The organism is Duncaniella sp. B8, assembly GCF_005304985.1.
GTDB lineage: Bacteria > Bacteroidota > Bacteroidia > Bacteroidales > Muribaculaceae > Duncaniella > Duncaniella muris.
In genome coordinates this window covers 1,891,944-1,916,174 of sequence record NZ_CP040121.1, presented here as the reverse complement: position 1 = coordinate 1,916,174, position 24,231 = coordinate 1,891,944, and the positions used below count along the sequence as shown (strand labels likewise).

Annotated in this window: 20 protein-coding genes and 1 pseudogene; 15 read left to right on the top strand and 6 right to left on the bottom strand. The window is 51.6% G+C overall.

Annotation, left to right across the window (positions count from 1 at the left end; translation table 11 throughout):
- The first annotated feature begins 209 nt into the window (after positions 1-209).
- The 7 genes from FDZ78_RS08205 to FDZ78_RS08175 all read left to right on the top strand — a co-directional run bounded on the left by FDZ78_RS08205 (position 210) and on the right by FDZ78_RS08175 (position 7,778).
- Entirely contained in the window at positions 210-458 is a 249-nt protein-coding gene (locus tag FDZ78_RS08205; RefSeq protein WP_123398158.1) for a hypothetical protein, read from the top strand.
- Positions 459-475: 17 nt separating this feature from the next.
- Positions 476-1,450, top strand: a complete 975-nt coding sequence (locus FDZ78_RS08200; RefSeq protein WP_123398157.1) for a PstS family phosphate ABC transporter substrate-binding protein — start codon at positions 476-478, stop codon at positions 1,448-1,450.
- Positions 1,451-1,618: 168 nt separating this feature from the next.
- Positions 1,619-3,244: a lipopolysaccharide assembly protein LapB gene (locus tag FDZ78_RS08195; RefSeq protein WP_136408393.1), complete on the top strand. Its 1,626-nt coding sequence runs from the start codon at positions 1,619-1,621 to the stop codon at positions 3,242-3,244.
- Between the two features lie 312 nt (positions 3,245-3,556).
- Positions 3,557-5,224 (top strand): AMP-binding protein, encoded by a 1,668-nt coding sequence (locus tag FDZ78_RS08190; RefSeq protein ID WP_136408392.1) that lies wholly within the window; start codon positions 3,557-3,559, stop codon positions 5,222-5,224.
- 27 nt (positions 5,225-5,251) lie between these two features.
- A complete protein-coding gene (locus tag FDZ78_RS08185; RefSeq protein ID WP_107032330.1) occupies positions 5,252-5,650 on the top strand; it encodes a thioesterase family protein in 399 nt (132 codons plus the stop codon).
- A gap of 63 nt (positions 5,651-5,713) precedes the next feature.
- Positions 5,714-6,817, top strand: coding sequence for a DNA-processing protein DprA (gene dprA / locus FDZ78_RS08180; RefSeq protein ID WP_136408391.1), 1,104 nt, complete (start codon positions 5,714-5,716; stop codon positions 6,815-6,817).
- Positions 6,818-6,902: 85 nt separating this feature from the next.
- The gene (locus tag FDZ78_RS08175; RefSeq protein ID WP_107032332.1) at positions 6,903-7,778 is read left to right on the top strand and encodes a nucleoside phosphorylase; all 876 of its coding nucleotides are present in this window, start codon (positions 6,903-6,905) and stop codon (positions 7,776-7,778) included.
- A gap of 141 nt (positions 7,779-7,919) precedes the next feature.
- On the opposite strand, the gene FDZ78_RS08170 is transcribed toward FDZ78_RS08175, so the two are convergent.
- The 4 genes from FDZ78_RS08170 to FDZ78_RS08155 all read right to left on the bottom strand — a co-directional run bounded on the left by FDZ78_RS08170 (position 7,920) and on the right by FDZ78_RS08155 (position 10,214).
- Positions 7,920-8,768 carry a rhamnogalacturonan acetylesterase gene (locus tag FDZ78_RS08170; RefSeq protein ID WP_107032333.1) on the bottom strand — a complete coding sequence of 283 codons (849 nt, stop codon included), beginning with the start codon at positions 8,766-8,768 and terminating at the stop codon, positions 7,920-7,922.
- Positions 8,769-8,859: 91 nt separating this feature from the next.
- Entirely contained in the window at positions 8,860-9,276 is a 417-nt protein-coding gene (locus tag FDZ78_RS08165; protein ID WP_123398153.1) for a hypothetical protein, read from the bottom strand.
- Positions 9,276-9,755, bottom strand: coding sequence for a helix-turn-helix domain-containing protein (locus FDZ78_RS08160; RefSeq protein WP_124075823.1), 480 nt, complete (start codon positions 9,753-9,755; stop codon positions 9,276-9,278). The genes FDZ78_RS08165 and FDZ78_RS08160 overlap by 1 nt, the downstream gene beginning before the upstream one ends.
- A gap of 12 nt (positions 9,756-9,767) precedes the next feature.
- Positions 9,768-10,214: a hypothetical protein gene (locus FDZ78_RS08155; protein WP_136408390.1), complete on the bottom strand. Its 447-nt coding sequence runs from the start codon at positions 10,212-10,214 to the stop codon at positions 9,768-9,770.
- 615 nt (positions 10,215-10,829) lie between these two features.
- On the opposite strand from FDZ78_RS08155, the pseudogene FDZ78_RS08150 reads away from it, so the two are divergent.
- The 7 genes and pseudogenes from FDZ78_RS08150 to FDZ78_RS08120 all read left to right on the top strand — a co-directional run bounded on the left by FDZ78_RS08150 (position 10,830) and on the right by FDZ78_RS08120 (position 20,427).
- Positions 10,830-14,167: pseudogene (locus tag FDZ78_RS08150) on the top strand (SusC/RagA family TonB-linked outer membrane protein).
- A 22-nt stretch (positions 14,168-14,189) separates the two neighbouring features.
- Positions 14,190-15,782 (top strand): RagB/SusD family nutrient uptake outer membrane protein, encoded by a 1,593-nt coding sequence (locus FDZ78_RS08145; RefSeq protein ID WP_123398149.1) that lies wholly within the window; start codon positions 14,190-14,192, stop codon positions 15,780-15,782.
- 60 nt (positions 15,783-15,842) lie between these two features.
- Entirely contained in the window at positions 15,843-16,733 is an 891-nt protein-coding gene (locus tag FDZ78_RS08140; RefSeq protein ID WP_205746913.1) for a putative zinc-binding metallopeptidase, read from the top strand.
- Positions 16,734-16,754: 21 nt separating this feature from the next.
- Positions 16,755-18,044 carry a DUF4302 domain-containing protein gene (locus FDZ78_RS08135; protein ID WP_136408388.1) on the top strand — a complete coding sequence of 430 codons (1,290 nt, stop codon included), beginning with the start codon at positions 16,755-16,757 and terminating at the stop codon, positions 18,042-18,044.
- 12 nt (positions 18,045-18,056) lie between these two features.
- Positions 18,057-19,511 (top strand): BACON domain-containing protein, encoded by a 1,455-nt coding sequence (locus tag FDZ78_RS08130; protein WP_136408387.1) that lies wholly within the window; start codon positions 18,057-18,059, stop codon positions 19,509-19,511.
- A 273-nt stretch (positions 19,512-19,784) separates the two neighbouring features.
- On the top strand, positions 19,785-20,096 hold the full coding sequence (locus FDZ78_RS08125; RefSeq protein WP_136408386.1) for a nucleotidyltransferase family protein: 312 nt from the start codon (positions 19,785-19,787) through the stop codon (positions 20,094-20,096).
- On the top strand, positions 20,077-20,427 hold the full coding sequence (locus FDZ78_RS08120) for a DUF86 domain-containing protein (RefSeq protein WP_136408385.1): 351 nt from the start codon (positions 20,077-20,079) through the stop codon (positions 20,425-20,427). The genes FDZ78_RS08125 and FDZ78_RS08120 overlap by 20 nt, the downstream gene beginning before the upstream one ends.
- Positions 20,428-20,559: 132 nt before the next feature.
- Here FDZ78_RS08120 and FDZ78_RS08115 read toward each other — a convergent pair whose 3' ends face one another.
- The gene (locus FDZ78_RS08115) at positions 20,560-21,525 is read right to left on the bottom strand and encodes a transposase (protein ID WP_237613087.1); all 966 of its coding nucleotides are present in this window, start codon (positions 21,523-21,525) and stop codon (positions 20,560-20,562) included.
- On the bottom strand, positions 21,500-21,871 hold the full coding sequence (locus FDZ78_RS08110; protein ID WP_107037111.1) for a transposase family protein: 372 nt from the start codon (positions 21,869-21,871) through the stop codon (positions 21,500-21,502). The genes FDZ78_RS08115 and FDZ78_RS08110 overlap by 26 nt, the downstream gene beginning before the upstream one ends.
- Positions 21,872-22,047: 176 nt before the next feature.
- Here FDZ78_RS08110 and FDZ78_RS08105 point away from each other — a divergent pair, with 176 nt between their 5' ends.
- Positions 22,048-24,153, top strand: a complete 2,106-nt coding sequence (locus FDZ78_RS08105; RefSeq protein WP_136408384.1) for a hypothetical protein — start codon at positions 22,048-22,050, stop codon at positions 24,151-24,153.
- The last annotated feature ends 78 nt before the right edge of the window (positions 24,154-24,231 follow it).

Sequence of the window (24,231 nt, the reverse complement as noted above, 5' to 3'; positions counted from 1 at the left end):
TTAAAGGTTTTAAAATTCCCTCTCAGCCTATGCGAATTAATATTTTTTCATTAATTTTACACCGTGAGTTTGCAGCCGTCCCACACCGACACCCATGCAACGCCGCTTCGGGTCACTCGAACTTTCACACACAACAATTGTTAATTTAATATCCGGCCGCATCTCTGAATGCCGGACACCGAATGAATTAACGTTAAAACTATAAAGCTATGAGTGCTCAACGAACTCCGACCGGAACTCCTGCCGCTATGCGCAACATCTTCGGTATCATAATGATTATCATCTACGTAGGCGTAGGTGTTCTCTTCTTCTGCGGCTATTTCGACATTCTCTTCCCAACATGGAAATGGGTTCGCTGGGTCGGCGGCGCCCTGTTCACCGTCTACGGTCTGTGGCGTGCCTACCGCCAGTTCAAGGGCATAGACCCAGGCTACGGCAACGAACGTGACGATCAATAAAAACTGTTTGTCAGCCTATGATCAAATCAAGCAAATGCATGGCCGCCCTTGCGGCCCTGAGTCTTCTCGCCGCTTTCAGCGGATGCGGCAAGAAAGCATCCATGCAGCCTGACCCTATGGCCAAGGTTGCATGTGACGAGTCATTCGAAAACATACTCGAACAGGAGATCAACGTCTACGAATACATCTACCCTAAAGAAGATGTGCTCGCCTACTACCTCCCTGAAAACGCCTGCATCGACTCCATCATGGCCATGCAGGGTGTGAAATGCGCCGTCACAACCCGTCCTCTGACCGAAAAGGAAGTCAGCTTCCTCCGCAGCAATAAAAAAATTGTCAACCAGAAAAAGATCGCCGTTGACGCCCTCGCCATAATCGTAAACCCGGAAAACCCTGTGGAGATCCTATCTAAAAAGGAAATCGCAGAGATCCTTTCAGGCGAGGTCAGCCGCTGGGATCAGGTAGAACCCTGCAAGCTCGGCGAGATCGACGTAATCTTCGACCATCAGGGATCGTCAACCGTCAAGTTCATGCGCGACTCGATTCTCAACGGCAAAGCATTCGGACCGAATGTATCAGCAGTGAAGACAAACCCCGATGTGTTCAAAGCCGTGGCCGAAAACAAGAACGCTATGGGCGTCATCGGCGTCAGCTGGGTTTCGAGCGACATGCAGGGACGCGAAAAATCAGTCGATGAACTCGCCCAGGCAGTAGAGAAAAGCGACACCACCCAGCTCGATTTCAACTCCGAAGTAAAGGTGCTGAAAATACGCGGAAATGACGTGGTGGCAGCCTACAAGCCCTATCAGGCCTATATTTTCGACGGCTCCTACCCGCTCTACCGCTCGGTCTACATGATCAGCACAGCCCCCGGCGGCACCATAACCCACCGATTCTTCAGCTTCGTCACCGGATTCCAGGGCCAGAAGCTCATACAGATGACCGGCATTCTGCCCGCCACAGTGCGCCCGCGCATGGTTGCTCTCGAATAAAACAATAATAAGGTGGCTTCTGCGTTAGTCTATCAATGACATCACACACCCCGAACCCGCCTGACGGTCTTTCAAACTGAAAAATCATTATCCAGTTTGCAGGAACCGGATGTAAACAACAACGAACATCAATCAAAAAAAAATTAAATATCTATAGTAAACCAGAAAATGAAATTCCGTACTATCTTTTCCCTCGTTCTTGGAGGGTTTGCCCTCACGGCATTCGCCCAGGGCGGCTATCAGGATGGCGTTGACTACTACAACGCCGACCGTTTCGAGAAGGCAAAGACCATCCTTGAGAAAACACTCAATGATCCTTCTACAGACAAAGCCGTGTCATACTTCTATCTCGGCTCACTTGACATGCGTGAAGGCAACACCGCCGCTGCGGCCGCCAACTTCAACAAAGGCAAGGAAGCAAACCCCAACTATGGCTACAACTATGTAGGTCTCGGCGAAATCGCCCTCAAGAACGGCAACAAATCAGAAGCCTCTGACCTCTTCAAGAAAGCTCTTGAGACCAACAAGAAAGACGCCTCGCTCATGGCAGCCGTGGCCCGCGCATATTTTAATGTAGACCCCACTCTCTACGCCAAGGAAATCGACAAGCAGATCGACAAGGCAATGAAAGTTTCCAAAAACAAGGAAGCTCAGATCTACGTTCTCCAGGGCGACATGCTCAAGACCACTGACGTAGGTGCCGCAGCCGGCCGCTACGAACAGGCTATGGTCTATGACGAAGAAGCAGGCAACATCAACCCCGAAGCCTATGTCAAGTATGCCAACCTCTACAACAAGGTAAACCCTGACTTCGCTATCGCCAAGCTCGTCGAGCTCAACGAAAAGCTCCCCAACTCGGCTCTTGCCCAGAGCGAGCTCGCTGAAAAATACTATGACGGCAACCAGTTCACAAAAGCTGCCGAACAGTATGGCAAATACATCCAGAACCCCAATCACTTCCAGGGTGACGAACAGCGCTACTCAGGTCTCCTCTACTTCGGTAAGAAGTATCAGGAATCTCTCGACGTGGCAAACCAGGTGCTTGCAAAAGACCCCAACAACGAATACATGCAGCGCATGGTTATGCTCAACAAGGCTGCCCTCAAAGACTTCACCGGTGCTGAAGAAGCCGCTAAGAAACTCTTCTCTCACGCCGATGCCAAGTTCACAGCCACTGACTACACCACCTACGGTGACATCCTCGGCGAACTCAAGCGTCCTGAAGATGCTGTAGCCGCCTACACCAAGGCCTATGAGCTCAATCCTGAGAAGAACAAACAGATCCTCGCCAACATCTCGTCAATGTACACCGCCCTCGAAGACTATCAGAAGGCCGCTGAATACATGCAGAAATTCGTTGACGCAGGCGACGCCTCTCTCAACGACTACTTCATCCTCTCGAACCGCTACAAGAACCTCGGCGTATCGCTTCCCGAAGGCTCTCCCGAACGTATCGAAGCCGCCAACAACGGTATCAAGTATGTCGACATGGCTATCGAGTCAGCCGCCAACAAAGGCCCGCTCTACCGCAACAAAGCCACTCTCATGATGGTCCGTGACGGAGCCGAGATCACTCCCGCCCTGGTCGAGACATATCAGCAGATGCTCGCCGCTTACGACGAAAACCCCGAAAACAAGGAAAAATACCGCGACGCTTACAAGAGCGCCTACAACAATCTCGCCAACTACTACCTCAAGGCTGGTGACAAGGAACAGGCTCGCGCTTACTTCGAAAAATTCCTTGAAATCGACCCCGAAAACGAAGCTCTCCGCGAATATCTCAACAAGATGTAATCCGGACTGACTCCGAAAAAAGCATAAGGCGCATAGCGTACACCGGTCCTGCGGGGCCTGCGTGCTCTATGCGCCTTTTTCCTGCCTGCGGACATCGGGCAGAACATCTGAGAAGCATACGCGGCGGAGGGCCGGCTCCACTCCGGCTTCAGCTTTGGCCACGATTTGCATATTCGGGTGATTTTTAGTTACTTTGTGAATAGATTGTCCCGCATCCGCACTCCGGAATATCCAAAGGGCGCAAAATGGGAAAAACAAAGGATTGTCTGTCAGCGTTATATGATTGACATCCCTTTCACAGCCAACTTATTTATGAACAAGGAGAATCTTTTACAGATATACGCCTCCGGTTTCCGTAAAAACTGGGAACTGCCGGCTCTTACGGAATTCGGTTCTGACCAGACAATGACCTATGCCGACATGGCAAGGCGCATTGCCGCCCTGCATCTGCTCTATGAAGAGGCAGGCATCAAGCGCGGCGACAAGATTGCCGTCATGGGTAAGAACTCGTTTGCCTGGGTGGTGGTCTACATGGCCACTCTCACCTACGGAGCCGTCATTGTGCCCGTGTTGCATGATTTCAACGTCCAGGATGCGCAGCATATCATCAACCACTCCGAGAGCGTCATGCTTTTCATCAATGAAAGCATCTTCGACTCAATGGAATTTGAAAAAATTCCTGCCGTGAAAGCCGTCCTCTCGCTCGACCGCCGCGCCGTGCTCGCCGAACACCCGGTCACAAACCATGCGGTAGAGAAATTCCTCGCCCGCCTGCCGCAGAAAATGCGCAGACGCTATCCACACGGCTTCACCACGGCCGATGTTGATTATCCCGAAATCGACGAGAGCACCCTTGCCGAAATCAACTACACCTCAGGAACCACAGGCTTCTCCAAAGGCGTGATGCTCACTCTCGGCAACCTTGGGGGCAACGTCCGCTTCGGGGTGGCATCCCGACTGCACTACCGCGGATCGAGAGCCCTGTCGTTTCTACCTCTCGCCCATGCCTACGGATGTGCCTTCGACATGCTGACCCCTCTTGCCGTCGGCACCCACATCACCATTCTGGGCAAACTTCCCACTCCCAAACTTCTGCTCAAAGCCTTTGCAGAGGTAAGGCCCAATCTGATCATCTGCGTCCCGCTCATTCTCGAAAAGATCTACCGCAACAAACTGCGCCCGATCATCGAGAAGCCCTCGGTGCGCCGCGCGCTGAAACTGCCGGGACTCAAGACTCTCGTCTACCGCAAGATCCGCAACAGCCTTGTCGAGGCTCTCGGCGGTGAGTTCGAGGAAGTGATAGTAGGCGGCGCCCCTCTCAACCATGAAGTAGAAGCCTTTCTCCACAAAATAAAATTCCCCTTCACCGTGGGCTACGGCATGACCGAATGCGGCCCGCTCATCAGCTATACCCCCTGGCGCAATTTCATCGTCTCATCATCGGGCCGCACACTGCCGACTATGGAGAGCAAAATAGCAGGCAGCCGGAATCCGGAAACCGAGCCGGGCGAAATCTGCGTGCGTGGCGAAAACGTGATGAAGGGCTACTACAAGAATCCGGAAGCTACCGAGGCCGTGATCGATGCAGAAGGCTGGCTACACACCGGCGACATGGGCACAATCTCTGACCGGGGCATCATCTTCATACGCGGGCGCTACAAAACCATGATCCTCGGAGCCAGCGGGCAGAACATCTATCCTGAAGAGATCGAGGCCAAGCTAAACAACATGCCCTACGTGTCGGAAAGCCTTATCGTGGAGCGCGGCAAACACCTCGTGGCCCTCGTCTATCCCGACTATGAGGCTATGGACCGCGACAAAGTTCACAACGAACAGCTGCCGGCTCTCATGGAGCAGGTCAGAACCGACCTGAACCGCATAGTGGCCCCATACGAAAGGATAGACCGCATACAGCTGATAGCCAACGAATTCGAAAAAACTCCCAAACGATCCATAAAGCGCTATCTCTATAACGCGTAGACCGGCGCCCGACCCAAAGAACCAATCATGAAGAGTTACGAACAGATCATAAAAGTCCGCGACTACGAAGTAGACTCGCAGGGCATAGTCAACAATGCCAACTATCTGCACTATCTCGAAATAACACGCCACGATTTCTGCGAACACGCAGGCACGACCTTCCGCGCCATGCAGGAACAGGGTCTCGACCCGGTGGTCAGAAAAATCGAAATCGAATATCTCTCGTCGCTCACCCTTGGCGAGACTATGATATCGCGCCTGAGCATGGAGCGTAAGGGCGCCAGGTTTGTATTCACGCAGGACATCTACAACGCAACCAACAGCTCCCATGTAGTCCATGCGCTCGTGACAATTGTCTGCCTTGAAAACGGGCGCCTCTCGCGCGGCGATCTTCTCGCCGAGGCTTTCCGCGAATATCTCGCATAAAATCGCACCGGCTCCGCTCCGCAAAGCCTGAATCTCTCACCCCTCACTCACATTTCTCACCCGATGGAACCTCTTGTAAGCCAAATAGCATTCTCGTCTCTGCGCTCGCTCTCGCCGGAACTCGCTGACGCGATACTCGACCGCACAGGCTCGGAAGAAGCATTCTTCCGTCTGTCTGAGTCGCAGCTATCGGCTGTCATGGGGTTCGCCAACCGCCTCTTCAGCCAAAAAGTCAGAGACGAAGCTCTTGAAAAAGCCCGTAGCGAAGCTGATTTTGTAGAGTCAAACTCCATCCGCGCCATCTATTTCCGCAATCCTGACTATCCGCATCGCCTTCTCCAGTGCGACGACGCCCCGCTGATGCTCTACATGCTAGGCGACTGCGACCTCAACAGCCGACGTGTGGTCTCGATAGTCGGCACCCGCCACGCCACGGCCTACGGCTGCGATTTCACCGAGCGCTTCGTCAGAGAGCTCTCCGATATCATGGCTGAAAAGCCCGTGATTGTGAGCGGTCTGGCCTACGGGATAGACATTGCGGCCCACCGCGCGGCCCTGAAAGCCGGACTGCCGACCATAGCCGTAGTGGCCCACGGACTCAACACGGTCTATCCTCCGGCACATAGGCCGACAGCTGTAGAGATGATACGCAGCGGTGGCGGAATGCTGACCGACTACCCCTCGTCGGCCTCAATCCACAAAGGAAACTTCCTTGCCCGCAACCGCATTGTGGCGGGTCTGGCCGACGCCCTCGTGGTGGCAGAATCGGCCTCAAAAGGAGGCGCACTGGTGACAGCCCGGCTTGCCGCCGGCTACAACCGCGATGTCTTCGCCCTTCCGGGCCGCACCTCCGACCGCTATTCGGCAGGCTGCAACGCCCTTATAGCCGATCATGTAGCCGGACTCGTAAGCTCCGCCGCAGACTTCGCATCGCAGATGCGATGGCCCACAGCCGAAACCGTGCCCATTCAGCCGTCGCTCTTTCAGGAACTCGCCCCTGAAGAGCAAGCTGTCATCGACCTGCTGACCGACCGCGGCGAGGCCACTCTCAATGATCTGACGGCCCACATCGACATACCGACGCCAAGACTCATGGCCATGCTGATAGACCTCGAATTCAGATCGCTCATCCTGGCAATACCCGGCGGACGCTACCGTCTCCGCTGACCAAACCACTCCTGCCCGGCAAACGTTTATACCTTATAATCATCAACCACCTCTTTCCCCACACCTAAAAACAACTTCATCTATCATGGAAAAGAAAATCATAGCCCCTTCAGAGCTGATCATCAACCCCGACGGCTCAGTGTTTCACCTGCACCTGCGTCCAGAACAGCTGACCGACCGTGTAATTCTCGTAGGCGACCCCGCCCGCGTCAATATGGTAGCTTCGTTCTTTGACACCACAGACTTTGAAGTCTCCTCTCGCGAATTCCACACTATAGGCGGCACTTACAACGGCAAGCCCATCATGTGCCTCTCACACGGCATCGGCCCCGACAACATCGACATTGTAATCAATGAACTCGACGCCCTCGCCAACGTAGACTTCAAGACCCGCGAGGTCAAAGACGAAAAACGCCGTCTGACACTGGTGCGCATCGGCACTTCAGGAGCCCTCCAGCCCGAGCTCAAGCTCGGCACCCCGGTTATTGCCGAAAAAGCCATCGGTTTTGACGGTGTGCTCAACTACTATGCCGGACGCAATGAAGTGGCAGATCTCGATTTCGAACACGCCTTCTGCGAATCAGTGGGCTGGAATCCGCTTTGGGCGAAACCCTACGTGGTCAATGCCGATGAAGAGCTTGTCAACCAGATAGGCCGTGACGACATGGTCCGCGGCAACACCATCTCGGCTGTCGGATTCTACGGTCCGCAGGGTCGCGAGCTCCGTCTGCCTCTGGCCAACCCCGATCTCAACCGCCGCATAGAGGAATTCCGCCACAACGGCCGCAAGGTGACCAACTATGAAATGGAATCGGCTCCTCTCCAGGGCCTCGGACGCCTCATGGGCCACAGAGCAATGACCGTCTGCTCCATCATAGCCAACCGCATGAACAACGATGCCAACCCAAACTACAAGACAGCCGTGCAGGATCTCGTGGCCACCGTCCTCGAACGCATCTGACACTACCGCCACATTATAATATATCATAGATAAACATGTAAGAGCGCCGTAGGTGGAAACTTGAAGTTTCGCCCCTACGGCGCTCTTATATATTATAATGTGGCGGTAGTGTCAGATAAGAATCTGTCGGCCTGGAGGAGATTACTTGTTGAGGTTATAGACCGTGCGACGGATGTAGGGCTTGAGCGCGGGCACTTTCTCGGCAATGGCGTTGACAGCGAGACGCGACACGATGATACCGCCGAGCACATTCAGGTGAGTGTTGTCGATACGTCCGTCAGGAGCGAACTCATAGCCGCCCACGGGCATCCACATGAACAGCGAGCGTGAATTGTCGCGGCCGAGGCCCTGCACGAGCTCATGGGTCAGAGAATTCATGTCGATGAACACCACGCCCATCTCCTCGGCCACATTGCGCGGAGCTATGCGGTAGTCGCCATGAGTGTCAACCAGCGTGTCGCCCTCGGCGGGATAGTTCTCCAGACCCTTCTTCCAGGTCTTCTGGCGGTCGTCGGTCTGAGCAGCGGCAATACCGTTGGCCGGGAAATTGCGGCGCACTATCGAGTTCATAAGAATCGGTGTGGCACCCTTCTCGCGGGCCTCGCTCACAAATTTCTTAAGATTGGCATCGAAGCTTCCGCCGGGCACAGTGTAGCGGTCGAGGCTCTTGGCCTTCTCGTCATTGTGGCCGAACTGGATGATCACATAGTCGCCGGGGCGGATCTTCTCGCGCACCTTGTCCCAGCGGCCTTCATCGATGAAGCTCTTCGAGCTGCGGCCGTTTACGGCGTGGTTGTCGACCTTGATGGCACCTTCGAGATAGATAGGCAGCATCTGGCCCCAGCCGCGTTCCTGGTTTTCCTTGTCGAGAGGCTTGTTGGCCATTGTCGAGTCACCGATCATAAACACTGTGATAGTGTCAGACGGAGCCTGCGCCCAGGCAAGCACCGGAAGAGCTAATGCGATAAACAGTGATGAAATAAGTTTCATGATAATTTAGGTATGATTTGATTGATTTTCTGGTTCCGCAGTAAAACACACCGCAAAGTTAGCCTATTTTCAGGAAAATTCAAGCAGCCTGTCACTTGCTTTTAACCACCGCGGCCTCATCTTCCATCATACGGGCCACATTCAGAGGCGGGATCATCAGGCTATTGAACGCCGTACCCTCCGTCTTGCAGAACAGAATCCCGCGCGAGGTTCCGACCGTGTGCACTGCAAGAATTTCAAGCACCGATTTCGGTATCCCGACTCCGTCTTTCCTGACAAAACCGGCCCAATCCGATTCATGGATCCGGAACTCACACAGCACTTTGAGCACAAGAATCGTATTGTCCTCATGCGTAAACCTGAAACCGGCCTCACATGCTATCTGCCGGCTCTCCGAAGAATACTGAAACGAAATTTCAGTCAACATATTCATTTCGCCCTGCGGCAGGCTCTCCGAAAGGATTGCAAACTGGCTGACGGCAATCCTTGACATATTAAAACGTACCATCACGCAATCTTATTTGTTGATTTTCGATTTTCGGCAACACCCCAGTCGCAGCTTCCGATTCTGACTGACGATTTGCCGACCACGGGCAGCACTTTCACACTTTGAGCCGAAGCCGGGGCCTTGGCTTCGGGCTTTACAGAAGGTATTGTCCTGAAATAAACGCTGCTCTGCGTCCAGTCTTTCGGCTGCAGATAAGTATTCTCTACCACCTGCTCGGCATAGGCCTTCGGCATAAGCTCGATCCGCGGCACCATATCGCATGCGAGCGCAAGCTCCACAAGTTTCGACAGCTTATGGTCGAAATCTCCGTTGAGAATCTGCGACACATAGCCTTTCGAGACCCCGAGGCGGGCGGCAAACTCGGTCCGAGTCAGATGGTTTTCATCAAGATAACGCTTAATATTATCAAATATCATCAGCTGCACAAGCTGTGTCCAGTAAGCCGATGACTCATATTTATTCTTATTCAGTAATTTCATTTTAATCAATGATTACTTAACATCATCACTACCGGAATCTTTTCCGGCTTCAACTTCATCACTTTCATCCTTGATTGCAATCCTGTCAGGAATATAATTAAAATGCCTGAACACTTTTGCTATGTCCTTATCCTGTCCCTTCTTATACCCGGCAACCACCAGATAATAGTCAGGCTCCTTCTTTATGGCATAAAGCCTCAGATGTTTGGTCTTGAACTCATAGACATCCTTCCTGTCGCGCTTTCCGCCGGTGATATGCCTGTATTTGCTCTGCGGCAGATTGTTGTTATCGACCTTGCCCATTATGGCAAGAAGTTCCGCAAGTTCGTCAATATCGCTCTTTTGCTGTAGCGAATCTATGAATTCCTTACAGAAACAGCGGCCGTTCTTATACAGAAAATAAAATTCATACTTCGGGTTGCCTATGTCATCCAAAGGACACAGATGATATTCGTCCATTAATTCGTCATAATTATTTTTTTTAATTGATAGATTCCCGGACTGTGGTCCGGTTATATTGCCGCCACACATTAATCTATTATATTCTTATCAACACATGGCTGCTCAATTGTTTTCACCTGCAAATATAATCTGTTTTCGTCTGAAAAACAAAAAATAGTCATTAAAAGTTTAGTTAAAACTAAACCACGTGCTTCTGATCGGGCTGGACTTTCGGTGTCGGTTTATCAAATTGGAGGGAGGAGCAGATGCGGGAATGGGGCTGCATGGGCTCACAGATGGGTGCACAGACGGGTTTGCAGGGGTCCTGCGGGCTGTCAACGAGGGCTGATTTTAACTATATTTAGGCTAATTCAGACTCCATATTTTAACAATTTGTCATTTTATCGATCACTTTTTCGATGCTTTTGAGCCATTTTTTTCTTACTTTTTCCATTTACAAAACAAAAATTGACATAAAATTTGTTTATTAAATTTCAATTTCATATTTTTGCAACTCCAAGGCTAAATCAAGGCGATTAGTTAAAAAGTGTTCTAATCGCGAACATCTGCAAATCCTGCACAATCTATCACTACCCCATATAATCTATCATTATCATTTATATCTGTCTTATTATGAGGAAAAGTCTATTAATGCTGTTAGTCATGATCCTTGTTGGATTCGGGCTGACAAACGCGCAAACCTCTGGTATAGGGGGGTTACGGGCATTGTCATCTCTGCGGATGACGATGAGCCCGTTGTGGGCGCAAGCGTCATGGTCAAGGGCACCAAAGTTGGAACCTCGACCGACATCGACGGAAAGTTCACAATCGGGAAGCTCCCGGCCGGTGCAAAAACGCTCGTGGTGAGCTACATCGGCATGAAAACAAAACAGGTGCCCATTGTCAAAGGCACCGAAATGAAAATCTCTCTCGAATCTGACGCCGAGCAGCTCCAGGAAGTAGTGGTGACCGGTATGCAGAAGATGGACAAACGCCTCTTCACCGGTGCGGCCACTAAGATTGACGCCCAGGATGCACGCATCAGCGGCATGGCCGACATCAGCCGAAGCCTCGAAGGCCGCGCTGCAGGTGTCTCTGTCCAGAACGTATCCGGTACTTTCGGTACCGCCCCCAAGATCCGCGTCCGCGGTGCCACATCTATCTACGGTAGCTCCAAGCCCCTCTGGGTGGTCGACGGTGTGATCATGGAAGACGTGATGAATGTTTCTGCCGACGACCTCTCCTCAGGTAACGCCGAAACCCTCATCTCTTCAGCTATCGCAGGCCTCAACGCCGACGACATTGAAAGCTTCGACATCCTCAAGGACGGCTCCGCAACCTCTATCTACGGTGCGCGCGCTATGGCTGGCGTGATCGTTGTGACTACCAAGAAAGGTAAAGCCGGTCGCAACTCCATCAACTACACCGGCGAATTCACCATGCGCCTCAAGCCCAACTACCGCGACTTCAACATCATGAACTCGCAGGACCAGATGAGCGTCTACCAGGAACTCGCCCAGAAAGGCTACCTCAACTATGCTGAAATCGCCAACGCATCGTCAAGCGGTGTCTACGGCAAGATGTATCAGCTCATCAACCAGTACGATCCCGCCACCGGCCGCTTCGGTCTTGAAAACACCGATGAGGCCAAGGCAAACTATCTCCGCGCTGCCGAATACCGCAACACCGACTGGTTTGACCAGCTCTTCTCAAACTCTGTGATGTCAACCCACTCCATCAGCCTCTCTTCAGGTACTGAGAAGGCCCAGCACTATGTGTCGGCATCAGTAATGTATGATCCGGGATGGTACAAGCAGAGCGACGTACAGCGCTACACTGCCAACCTCAACTCCAACTTCAATATCTCTGATAAGGTTTCTTTCAACCTCATCTCCAACGCCTCTTACCGTAAGCAGAAAGCTCCCGGCACACTCGGCAGCGAGATCGATGCCGTGTCTGGCGAAGTGAAGCGCGACTTCGACATCAACCCCTACTCATACTCGATGAACACCTCGCGCACACTCGATGTCAACGAATTCTACACCCGTTCATACGCTCCATTCAACATTCTCCACGAGCTCAAGAACAACTACATGAAGCTCGGTGTTAGTGACTTCCGCCTTACCGGTGTGCTCACCTACAAGCCCATCCGTAAAGTAGAGCTCTCGCTCCTCGGCGGCATGCAGAACACCTCTACCTCGCAGGAACACTTCATCCTCGATGACTCCAACCAGGCCCTGGCATACCGCTGGATGCCTACTGCCGCTATCCGCGATAGAAACCCGCTTCTTTACACAAATCCTGACGATCCCTACGCATTCCCCGTTTCAATCCTCCCCAACGGCGGTATCTACGAACGCGCTGACCGCAGCATGTTCAAGTGGGACATGCGTGCCGCAGCCCGCTACAACGATGTATTCGCTGAAAACCACATCGTCAACCTCTACGCCGGTATGGAAACCAACTCCGTTGACCGCCACTCAACCTGGTTCCGCGGCTGGGGCATGCAGTACAGCATGGGTGAAATCCCCAACTATGCCTACCAGGTATTCAAACGCGGCCAGGAAGAAAACACCGACTACTACACCCTGACCAACACCAGCGAACGCTCGGTAGCCTTCTTCGGCAACGCCACCTATTCTTATAAGGGAAAATACAACCTCAACGGCACCCTCCGCTACGAAGGCACCAACTCACTCGGCAAGAGCCGCTCTTCCCGCTGGCTCCCCACCTGGAACGTGTCAGGATCATGGAACGCCCATGAAGAAGAATGGTTCCACAACTTCAACCCCACATGGAGCCACCTCACTCTCAAGGCTTCTTACTCTCTGACCGGCGACCGTCCCTCTGTCAGCAACGCCTACGCCATAATCAAATCCAAGAATCCCTGGCGCCCCTCTACAGGTGCAAACGAAAGCTCACTCTACGTATCATCTCTCGCCAACAGCGAACTCACATATGAAAAGAAACACGAGCTCAACCTCGGTCTCTCAACCGGTTTCATCGACAACCGCATCAATGTAGAATTCGACTGGTATCGCCGCAACAACTTCGACCTCATCGGTGTCACCAACACCCAGGGCATCGGCGGTGAGATCCAGAAGTTCGGCAACGTTGCCTCTATGCGCTCTCACGGTGTCGAGCTCTCACTCACCACCAAGAACATCGTGACCAAGGACTTCTCCTGGACCACCAACTTCATCTATTCTTACAACAAAAACAAGGTCACTGACCTCAAGACCACAAAGAATGTGATGCAGCTCGTTTCGGGCAGCGGTTTCGCCCAGGAAGGCTACCCCGTGCGCTCGCTCTTCTCAATTCCCTTCATGGGACTTAACGAAGAAGGTCTCCCCACTTTCCTTGACCAGGACGGCAACATCTCGACCACCGGCATCTACTTCCAGACCTCAGACCCCGAAAAGCTCAAATTCCTGAAGTATTCCGGCAGCATCGACCCCACTGATCTCGGTTCGTTCGGCAACATCTTCCGTTACAAGGATTTCACCCTCAACGTCTACATCACCTATTCTTTCGGCAACGTCATCCGTCTCGATCCCGTCTTCTCTGACGAATACACCGACCTGACCGCCACTCCGAAGGAATTCAACAACCGCTGGACAGTGCCCGGCGACGAAAACCGCACCAACATCCCTGTGATCGCCTCAATGCGCCAGAACAAGAATGATTCTCACCTGGACTACGCCTACAACGCCTACAACTACTCGGATGCACGTATCGCCAAGGGCGACTTCATCCGCATGAAGGAAATCTCGCTGGCCTATCAGGTGCCCGCCAAGGTGACAAACGCGCTGCGTCTCTCCAACGCCATGTTGAAGCTCCAGGCAACCAACCTCTTCCTTATCTACGCCGATAAAAAACTCAACGGTCAGGACCCTGAGTTCTTCAACACCGGCGGTGTGGCTGCCCCGACCCCCAAGCAGTTCACTCTGACAGTCAACCTCGGTTTCTAATCCACTCTAAAGAATCAGTAAAATGAACAAATATATAAAATACGCATTCGCGCTTGCTCTGCCGACTGTAGCCCTCTCATCATGCGACGACTACCTCGACACCATGCCCGACAACCGCGCCACCATCGACACCGAAGACAAGATCAAGAGCCTCCTCGTGTCGGCCTATCCCACTCATGAATTCAGTCTTGTCTGCGAATTATCATCAGACAATTGTGATGACATCGATCCCAACAGTCCATATTCAGAACGATTTTTCGAAGATGCCTTTGCATGGAAAGATGAAATGGAAACCGGCCAAAACGAGTCTCTGTCTCGCTATTGGGAAGACTCCTACAATTGCATCGCATCAGCCAATGAAGCCCTTGAGGGCATCAAACGCCTTGGAGGCCCCGTGACCACTTCTCTTCAGGGTCTCTATTCGGAAGCTCTTCTCTGCCGCGCCTACAACCACTTCATGCTCGCGCAGCTCTTCTGCATGCCCTGGACACAGAATGCAGCCCAGGAACTCGGTCTCCCCTACATGGAACATTCTGAAACCGAACTCCGTCCGGAATATGAACGAGGCAATCTTGCCGACTTCTATGAAAAGATCGAAGCTGACCTCACAGAAGGGCTCAAATATGTGACCGATTCTCACCTTGACGTCCCCAAATATCACTTCAACCAGAAAGCAGCCTATGCTTTCGCAACTAAATTCTATCTTGCTGTGGAGAAATGGCAGGATGCAGCCGATTGGGCCACAAAATGCCTCGGATCATCACCCCGTTCTGTTTTGCGTGACAACGATGCACAGGCAGCCTTACCCGTAGATGGAAATGGAGTCTATGGAGAACCTCAGGCCCTGGAATACATTAAGCTGACACATCAGTGCAATCTCATGATGACCACTGCTACATCTCGTATAGGCTGGGTGTTCGGTCGTTCATATACCGGCGGTCGCATCAACCATAACAACCATATTGCATCGACTGAAACTTTTCTTGCCCTGCAAAACAAATTCGGATCTTTCAAAAGAATTTATGGCAAATATATCGGATCAAGCGATATGGCTCTTCTGCGTAAAGTTGTATGTCTCTTTGAATACACTGACATCGTTGCTCAGACCGGTTTTGTACACTCTGTAATTCCTGTATTTACCACTGACGAAGCTCTTCTCAACCGTGCAGAGGCCTATATCATGCTCAACCGTTATGACGAGGCTGCTGCCGATCTGACTCTTTGGGCTCAAAACTACTACAGCGGTTGTCCGGTTCTGACTCCGACCGACATCACAGAATATTTTAACAGTCTGGAATACAGCTATAGCGCAGAATCTCCGATCAAGGGCACCCTCAAAAAGCACCTCAACCCTGCATTCTCAATCGGAGCCGAAGGATCGACCCAGGAAGCCATGCTCCAGTGCATGCTTGCATTCCATCGCGTTGAGACCCTCCATTTCGGTTTCCGCTGGTTCGACATCAAGCGCTACGGAATAGAAATTCCCCGACGCACTCTCAATGCCGGTGGACTTCCTTCGGTTCAGACCGACTTCCTTGCCAAAGATGACAAGCGCCGTGCATTCCAGATCCCCCTTGACGTACGTGACGCTGGTCTTGAAGCCAATCCTCGCTGATTCGTTATCAACTCTCTTAAGAGTTCCAAACAAACTAATCATTACTAAAAGATCATAATAATGAAAACCAGAATATTAAGCCTTTTACTGCTTTCCGCCGTAACTTTAGGCTTCACTGCCTGCTCCGATGATGACCCCGACACCGGCAAATCTGTTATCACTTTGGGCAATACCGAAAAGAACGATTTCGACAAATGGATTGAAGCCAATTACAACAAGCCCTACAATATTGACTTCAAATACCGCTACGAGGACATTGAAGGTGACTTTGACTACTATCTCGTACCTGCCCGCTACGAAGATGCCATCACTATGGCCCATCTCATCAAACACCTCTGTGTTGAGACCTATAATGAAGTAGCCGGCGTTGACTTCACCCGTCAGTACTTCCCCAAGATGTTCTACACCGTCGGTGAATGGGAATACAAGAACAACGGCACATTCATTCTCGGCACCGCCGAAGGAGGTTTGAAAATCTACCTTACCGGTCTCAACTATCTGCCGACCTACCTGCAAAATGCCGGAACGCTCAATCACTATTACATCAAGACAATCCACCATGAGTTCACCCACATCCTCAATCAGACAAGGACTATTCCATCTGATTTCCAGACCATAACATCTACCGGTTATGTATCTGACATGTGGAATGAGACCCCCAACTGGCTCCCGCGCGGATTCATCACCGATTACTCGCAGCACTCTTACATTGAAGACTTTGCTGAAGTAATGTCAGTATATATCACAAACGACAGCGCCACTTGGGACAAATGGATGACCCAGGCCGGAGCAACCGGATCAGGCCTCATCCAGCAGAAACTCGATATTGTACGCGAATACATGCTCTCAAACTTCGGCATCGACCTTGACGAACTCCGCGACGTAATCCAGCGCCGTCAGAATGAAGTTATGACAGGAGTTGTCGACCTGCAGGATCTCTCTGTTTATTAATCTTCCCAAACGATTCAAACTATGCGACTCAATAAATTATTCATAGCAACTCTGCTTGCATTCTCGACTCTTGCGTTACAGTCCTGCCTGAAAGATCAGGAAGATTTCTTTGACGAATCATCGTCAGAACGTATGCAGGCTGTCCTTGAAAACACCAAGGCCGTACTCACAAGCTCTGACAACGGATGGATCTTCGACTACTATCCTGACCGCAACCTTTCATACGGCGGAATCATCTATGCTCTGAAGTTCGATGACAAAAAAGTATCTGTCCGTTGCGAACTCTCACCAGACATGGAGGAAACCAGCTTCTACAAGCTCAATACCAACAACGGCCCTGTACTCTCGTTCGACTCCTACAACACCCTCATGCACTTCTTCGCCACTCCATCAAGTGGTGAATACCAAGCGAAAGACGGAGACTTCGAATTCATGATCATGAATGTAACCGAAGATCTTATCACCCTTCGTGGCAACCGTACAGGCAACACCATGTATCTCCGCCGCCTCAATGAAGACCCTGATGCCTTTGTCCATGCCATAGGAAAAATCTATGATACTAATGTTTTACCATCGGCTAATGGCTCTGTAGGCGCAAATGCCATTACTTGCAAGAATGACATTAATGCTCACTACATGGAATTTTTCTGGGGTGGTGACAATAGTCAATCCTCTGGTGAGTACTATCTGTCAACTTCTACCGGAATTCGGTTCAAAAATCCCGTAACAGTAAATGGAGCCACAATCTCTGAATTAAATTATACATTTGACGATTCTAATAAATCAGGCGCATTTACCGGTGAAGATTCTAACGGTAATTCGATTTCTCTATCCGGTGTTCTTCCTGAAACTTATGCGTTCTTTGATGAGTTTAAAGGTTCGTTCACTTTCAGCTATGCCAACGGAGCCAAAAATGTAAATTGCACCCTCGTTCCTGATAAAGTCAACGGAATCATCACGATCTCAGGTCTCAACCGTAACTACGACCTTATCGCCACTTACAACAGGAGCTTAGGCTGTATGGAACTTTGCGGACAGGTGGTAGCGGTTACTTCTGATTCACAGATATTATTCATGGGCGGTACATCATCCAGTTTCTATGCAAAATCATCAGTCGGATTCTTCTTTATCAAAAATCCCCAGAATCCGACCCATTATGAGATTATGCCCAACAATGATCCCTATTCAAGCAAATGTAACAATAGTTTCGTAATCATTGAATCCGCTGACAAATATTATATTCCACCTACTTCTTATCGGATCAATGGCGACTACAACATTTCAAATGTCAAAGCATTTATCAAAAACTAAATCTGGAAAAAGATGAAAAAGATATATAAATCAGTATTGTTCGCTATAATTGCTGCCGCGGGTTTCACCGCGTGCAGCGATTATGAAGCGCCGGACATCACAACCGAATCGGCCATCACAATCACAGGCCATGAGACATCTTTCCCCGCCTCGGCTTCTACCGGCTCGATCACCTTCGAAGCGAAAGGCCTGGTGACAGTAACCGCCAACAATGAATGGATCACAGCCTCTGTTGATGGCAACCGCATTGACATCGCCGTTGACCAGAACAACGACTTCTCAGGCCGAAGCGGATCAATCTCAGTCAAATGCGGCAACGCCACTGACAACATCTCGATTATCCAGTCAGGCATCATCTTCAAATATGACGATGTCAGCACAATTGATATTGATTCCGATGCTTGGTCTCAATCTTATAAAGCCGAGGCAACACTTCCAGTGTCTGTTACATCTGACTCTGAATGGCTCAAGGCCTCTCTGACTGACGGTATCCTGACAATCGCGGCTGACCGCAACACCAAACTGCAGGCACGCACCGGCATTGTCACAATCTCTGTCGGCAATCTCACCAATGACATTACAGTCAATCAAGGACCTCTCATCTTCCCCTTGGTAAAGGTTACTGAAATCAGCCAGAATGACGATGCCAAAACCTATACCTATGACTTCCCCTCTGACATCACTGTTCAGTTCAATACTGAGTCATCTTGGATCCACGCAACCTTCGCCAACGAGACAGTGACCATCACAGTTGATGAAAACAACTCCGGCCACATGCGCTCAGGCTCACTCTCCTACAGTCTCGAAGGAGCTGCCGGTTCATTGACCGTTTCTCAGTATGATTTTGACAAGGATATTGCAGGCGAATACCAGTGGATATTCACTGATCCCTCTGACGGCAAAAACTACTATTTCCCGGCCACAATGAAACGCAACGGCAACACTTACACACTCGACTTCACTGTAGGTGCATATAATTTGTCGGCACCGTTGAAATGGAATGACGCAACCAAGACCCTTAATCTTGCCGGAGGAGCCTATCTTGGCAAATGGAGCTCATATTTCGCTTATATGTGCTATACATTCTATGATCCTGAAGAAGATGCCATATTCTATACTTGGGATACCAAACCGAGCATGAATGCTTCGTTCACCTACTTTGAATCACAAGACATGGGAATCACAGCAGCTGCATTTGTTGATGCAAAAACATTTGACTACGCCCTGTCAGCCATGCAGATACATGCGTTTAAGGCTCAGCCTGCATCATCAGCTTCAAGCGCCGGCTACATTAAGAAAATGGAAGAACCCATACTGATGAGAATGCAGACTCTTTCGGAAGAAGGCGGAAATACTGAAGAAACCACAGCTGCAACACCCCTCAAGAAGACGGCCGCAGCAAGAATAGTCTCTGCAAAACCTGCACTCGAAACAACACTTAATTCCGACACCATGCTTGCCCGCTGAGACAATCTCAGCTATCGGACAAAAAAATGGTCCGTTGATTTGACAACAATACAGACAAACAGCAACCATACTTGACCCAAGCCCCGCCCCGACCGACCGGTTATGGCGGGGCTGACTTTTTCTCTTGAGAACCCTGAGGCCTTCTAATCAGGCTAATCAGGCCAACCCCAAATCTCCCAAACCTCCCAAATCTCGCAAACCCACCCTGAAGCCAAATTTTGCAGTCTGCGGGCAAATTCGTAACTTTGCGAAAACCGCCAAACTCTTGCAGTTATGACCAAAGAGACCGCATCAACACTGATTCCACGCCTGAAAGACTTCTTCTCGACACAGCCGGTCAGCCGTGTATGGCTATTCGGATCATTCTCCCGCGGAGAAGAATCTGATAAAAGCGATGTCGACATACTGCTTGAATTCGACAAAAGCCAGAATATAACACTTTTCACAATGGGGCAGATGTATTCCGCACTAACCAAGATGCTCCACCGGGCAGTAGACCTTGTTGAGCTTGACACCCTCATGCCCTATGCCCTCCCGTCAGTCAACCGCGACAAAATCCTGATCTATGAGAGAGAAAATCCGTGACCGCGAACGGCTTCTACATATGGTTGAAGCCATTGACAAAATTGACTCCGCACAGTCACGCTATCCGGAAGAAGCTCTGACTTCCGATCCGATTCTGTTTTATGGAATGGTGAAATGTCTGGAAATTATCGGAGAGGCAGCCTATAAGCTAACAGAATCAACCCGCAGCAGCCACCCTGAAATTCCTTGGTCAGCAGTCATCGGCATGAGGCACGTTCTTGTGCATGGATATTATCAGATCAAAGCCGAAAGAATACTCGCCACTATTGAAACAGACCTTCTGCCCCTGAGATCAAGCTTGACCGAAATTTTAAAAACCTTTACTGACTAAACATACTTAGGCCCTCCAATCAGGCCAATTGGCCCAATTGACCCAACCCCAAACCTTCCAAATCTCCCAAAGTCGGCTCAAGCCGAAAGCACGGTGCATATGTTAAATTGGGCAATTAGAAGTGTTAAATTTTTAGGCGTAGAGTTTGACTAATCGGAAGATGAAGAAGTCGCGGTCCCGGACACCACGCATTTGTGAGCGAAATATTTTGACTTTAGAGTTGAATGCCTCGGCAGAGGCATTGGTCGCACGACGACGGAAATAGTTCAGGATTGTTGGGGCGTGGTTCTTGAATGTTTTGATTACCGAGCGGAAGTTGTTGTTACCCAATGCCATTACCTTTTCATACCACTTGTTCATCCTCCCCATGGCTTTTGTCGGTGAGATTTTAGCGTTGAAAATCTTGCGCAGCTCCATCGCAAGGCTGTATGCAGCCTTCAACATTGGATAGTATTTGAACAGTATGTTGACACGATGGCGCTGTATGTCAGTCCATTTGTTCTGCGACATCATCAGAGTGTGTTTGCTGCGGGCCAGTATCTGGCGCATGGTCTCTCCGTTGGAGTACGTTACCGGCGGTTCGGACTTGTTGCGGTTGTTTTCCTCTGCGATGAGCTGTCGGCGAATGTCAATGCGGATTTCGTCAACGGCCTCATTATAGACCTGTTGGACATGAAAACGGTCGTTGACTACATGGGCGTTATAGAACACTTCTGCGGCTATGAGCATCATTGATGGCGAGAGATCGCAGGTCACTTCCTTGACCCTGCGTCTGATTGATTTCTCCATAGCTCCGATGAGTATGGATATAATTTCGTCACTCTTTGTTCCGGGAATGGCTGCCGCAAGTGTTCCCTTGCCTCCGTGGCCGTCCTTGTTGGTCAGGAACGTCCATACCTCCCCGTTGCTCAGACACGTCTCATCAAGACTCATGTAAGGGCCGATATTATCGGCGTTGAAATAGAACCCACAGCCAAGCTCCTGTTCGCACCAGTCGGCGTAACCGCTTATCTTATTGCGGTACAAGTCGGCAAAATGTTTGCCGTTGACGCAGTACATCTGCGCTATCTGTTTAATCGACAGGGCTGTCGTCTCCACCTTCGTCTTTTAAAAAAGCCACGAACTCGGCGCTGAGTCGTGTTCCTTCCTCGTTGGGAAGTTCGAGATTGTAGCTGAAGATTTCGTTGGTCTGCCTGTCCCACCACTTGTTCTTGCGCATGTGAAGAAATACAGGCCGTCCACGCATCGGATAGTCCTGTATTGTTACATAATCCGTATAGCCTCGCGCTACGATATTTGGATTACGATAGTCTTCATCAGACAGTTTCTTCTTTTCGTCAAGCCATATGTCATAGGACTGTTCCGTGCGCTCGAAGCGCACCATTTCAAATAGTTCGTCCATGCCCTCGGGCAGGCACATCCATATTGCATCTGCGGTTTTCATGCCACAAATTTAACACTTTTCTCAAAATTCATGCACCGTGCTTTCGGCTTGACCCCAAAGTCCCCAAACCTCCCAAACCACCCAAACCCACCCTGAAGCCAAATTTTGCAGTCTGCGGGTAAATTCGTAACTTTGTGCCAAATACCTTAAAATTTACCATAACAGTATCGGAACCGATGACTTTCAAAAACTTATTCTATGCAGCGGCTCTCACGTTGCCGCTTTCGGCTCTTTACTCCTGCGGATCTGCCTCAGCCATTGACCGTCAGGCTTTAGTGGAAAGAAACAACCCCCACATCACCGCCATCGACACCCTCGCCTCGCTCTCTGTGGGCAACGGAGAATTCGCCGTGACCGTCGACGTCACCGGCCTCCAGACATTCCCCGAACTCTACAGTAAGGGTGTGCCCCTCGGCACTCAGGCTCAGTGGGGATGGCACAGTTTCGCCAACCCTGACAACCTCCGTCCCGAAGAAGCCCTCAAGGACTATGACTTCGGACGCGGCCGCAAAGAACCCTACGCAGTGCAGTTCAAGGAAGCCGGACGCCCCCACGATGCCGCAAACTGGTATCGCGTCAACCCCCACCGCCTCCACCTCGGAGCAATAGGCTTTGCCGGACTTCAGCCCGACCGGATCACCGACATCGACCAGACCCTCGACATGTGGACCGGCGAAATCCGTTCTGACTTCAAGGTCGACGGCTCTCCCGTGGCTGTCCGCACCTACGTCCACCCCGAAAAAGACATGCTCGCCGCCTCGATCAAAGACGAAAAGCATCTGCCCCTGGCAATCCGCCTCCCCTATCCGACCGGCGGACACTGTGACGATGCCTGCAACTGGACCGCCGACTCGCTCCACACCACAGACATTGTCCGCGCCGACGCCAACAGCGCCCTCCTGCGCCACAGCCTCGACTCCACCACCTATTATATAGACCTCGCCTGGAGCGGCAACGCTTCACTCCGTCAGGACGGCCGCAACCAGCTCACGCTCACCCCGGCCGACAACGAGTGGACCGTTACCGCCACCTTCCTCCCCGACGTGCCGCAGGACGCAGCCCCAACCGTAGCCCAGACCCGCGATGCATCCTCGACCTACTGGAAAGACTTCTGGACCAAGGGCGGAGTGGTTGACTTCAGCCACTGCACCGACCCGCGCGCCAAGGAACTCGAACGCCGCGTGGTGCTCTCGCAATACCTCCTCGCCATCCAGTGTGCAGGCTCCACCCCTCCCCAGGAAACCGGCCTCACCTACAACTCATGGTTCGGAAAATTCCACATGGAAATGATCTGGTGGCACCAGGCACAGTTTGCCCTCTACGGCCACGAAGACCTGCTCAACCGCACCCTCCCCTGGTATGAAAGCTCCAAGGGAGTAGCCCGCGAGATAGCCGAGCGCCAAGGCTTCAAAGGTCTCCGCTGGATGAAGATGACCGATCCCTCAGGCATGGAAGCCCCCTCGAAGGTGGGATCTTTCCTCATCTGGCAGCAGCCCCACCTGATCTATCTGGCCGAACTCCTCTACCGCGCCAACCCCGACAGCGCGATGGTCAACCGCTACTATCCCCTCATCCAGGGCACAGCCGAATTCATGGCCGACTTCGCCGAACAGGATTCGACCGGCCGCTACATACTCCGCGGCATCATCCCCGCACAGGAAACCCTCCGCGCAGCCGAAACCGTCAATCCCCCCTTCGAACTGGCCTACTGGCACTTCGCCCTCAACACCGCCCAGCAGTGGCGCGAGCGCAAGGGTGAGCCCCGCGTGGAGAAATGGGACGAAATCATAGCATCGCTCTCGCCCCTCGCCGCAAAAGACAGCCTCTATCTCGCCGCCGAGACAGCTCCTGAGACCTACAGCGACATCCGTCTGACCTCCGACCACATGGCCGTGCTCGCCGCCGTAGGCATCCTCCCCAACTCACCCCTGGTGAAAGCCGACATCATGGACAACACCTTTGACTGGGTTTATGACAACTGGAACTGGGACAAGACCTGGGGATGGGACTACCCCACCACCGCAATGAACGCCGTGCGCCTCGGCCATCCCGAAAAGGCAGTCAACGCCCTGCTCATGGATAAGCGCACCAACACCTATCTCCCCAACGGCCACAACTATCAGGACAACCGTCTGCGCTGCTATCTGCCCGGCAACGGCGGCCTGCTCACCGCAGTGGCCCTCATGTGTGCCGGCTGGGACGGCTGCGAGACCGAAAATCCCGGCTTCCCGAAAGACGGCACCTGGGACGTGCGCTGGGAAGGCATCAAGCCCCTCCCCTGATCCGAAGCCGGACCACGGCGCTTGAAGCCGCCGGTCCTGACTTCGCATTTCAACCCGGAATTATACTGAATCCACAAT

Coding starts and splice junctions, on each gene's coding strand:
- FDZ78_RS08205 (WP_123398158.1), top strand. CDS start 210: ATGAGTGCTCAACGAACTCCGACCGGAACTCCTGCCGCTATGCGCAAC.
- FDZ78_RS08200 (WP_123398157.1), top strand. CDS start 476: ATGATCAAATCAAGCAAATGCATGGCCGCCCTTGCGGCCCTGAGTCTT.
- FDZ78_RS08195 (WP_136408393.1), top strand. CDS start 1,619: ATGAAATTCCGTACTATCTTTTCCCTCGTTCTTGGAGGGTTTGCCCTC.
- FDZ78_RS08190 (WP_136408392.1), top strand. CDS start 3,557: ATGAACAAGGAGAATCTTTTACAGATATACGCCTCCGGTTTCCGTAAA.
- FDZ78_RS08185 (WP_107032330.1), top strand. CDS start 5,252: ATGAAGAGTTACGAACAGATCATAAAAGTCCGCGACTACGAAGTAGAC.
- dprA (WP_136408391.1), top strand. CDS start 5,714: ATGGAACCTCTTGTAAGCCAAATAGCATTCTCGTCTCTGCGCTCGCTC.
- FDZ78_RS08175 (WP_107032332.1), top strand. CDS start 6,903: ATGGAAAAGAAAATCATAGCCCCTTCAGAGCTGATCATCAACCCCGAC.
- FDZ78_RS08170 (WP_107032333.1), bottom strand. CDS start 8,768: ATGAAACTTATTTCATCACTGTTTATCGCATTAGCTCTTCCGGTGCTT.
- FDZ78_RS08165 (WP_123398153.1), bottom strand. CDS start 9,276: ATGGTACGTTTTAATATGTCAAGGATTGCCGTCAGCCAGTTTGCAATC.
- FDZ78_RS08160 (WP_124075823.1), bottom strand. CDS start 9,755: ATGAAATTACTGAATAAGAATAAATATGAGTCATCGGCTTACTGGACA.
- FDZ78_RS08155 (WP_136408390.1), bottom strand. CDS start 10,214: ATGGACGAATATCATCTGTGTCCTTTGGATGACATAGGCAACCCGAAG.
- FDZ78_RS08145 (WP_123398149.1), top strand. CDS start 14,190: ATGAACAAATATATAAAATACGCATTCGCGCTTGCTCTGCCGACTGTA.
- FDZ78_RS08140 (WP_205746913.1), top strand. CDS start 15,843: ATGAAAACCAGAATATTAAGCCTTTTACTGCTTTCCGCCGTAACTTTA.
- FDZ78_RS08135 (WP_136408388.1), top strand. CDS start 16,755: ATGCGACTCAATAAATTATTCATAGCAACTCTGCTTGCATTCTCGACT.
- FDZ78_RS08130 (WP_136408387.1), top strand. CDS start 18,057: ATGAAAAAGATATATAAATCAGTATTGTTCGCTATAATTGCTGCCGCG.
- FDZ78_RS08125 (WP_136408386.1), top strand. CDS start 19,785: ATGACCAAAGAGACCGCATCAACACTGATTCCACGCCTGAAAGACTTC.
- FDZ78_RS08120 (WP_136408385.1), top strand. CDS start 20,077: ATGAGAGAGAAAATCCGTGACCGCGAACGGCTTCTACATATGGTTGAA.
- FDZ78_RS08110 (WP_107037111.1), bottom strand. CDS start 21,871: ATGAAAACCGCAGATGCAATATGGATGTGCCTGCCCGAGGGCATGGAC.
- FDZ78_RS08105 (WP_136408384.1), top strand. CDS start 22,048: ATGACTTTCAAAAACTTATTCTATGCAGCGGCTCTCACGTTGCCGCTT.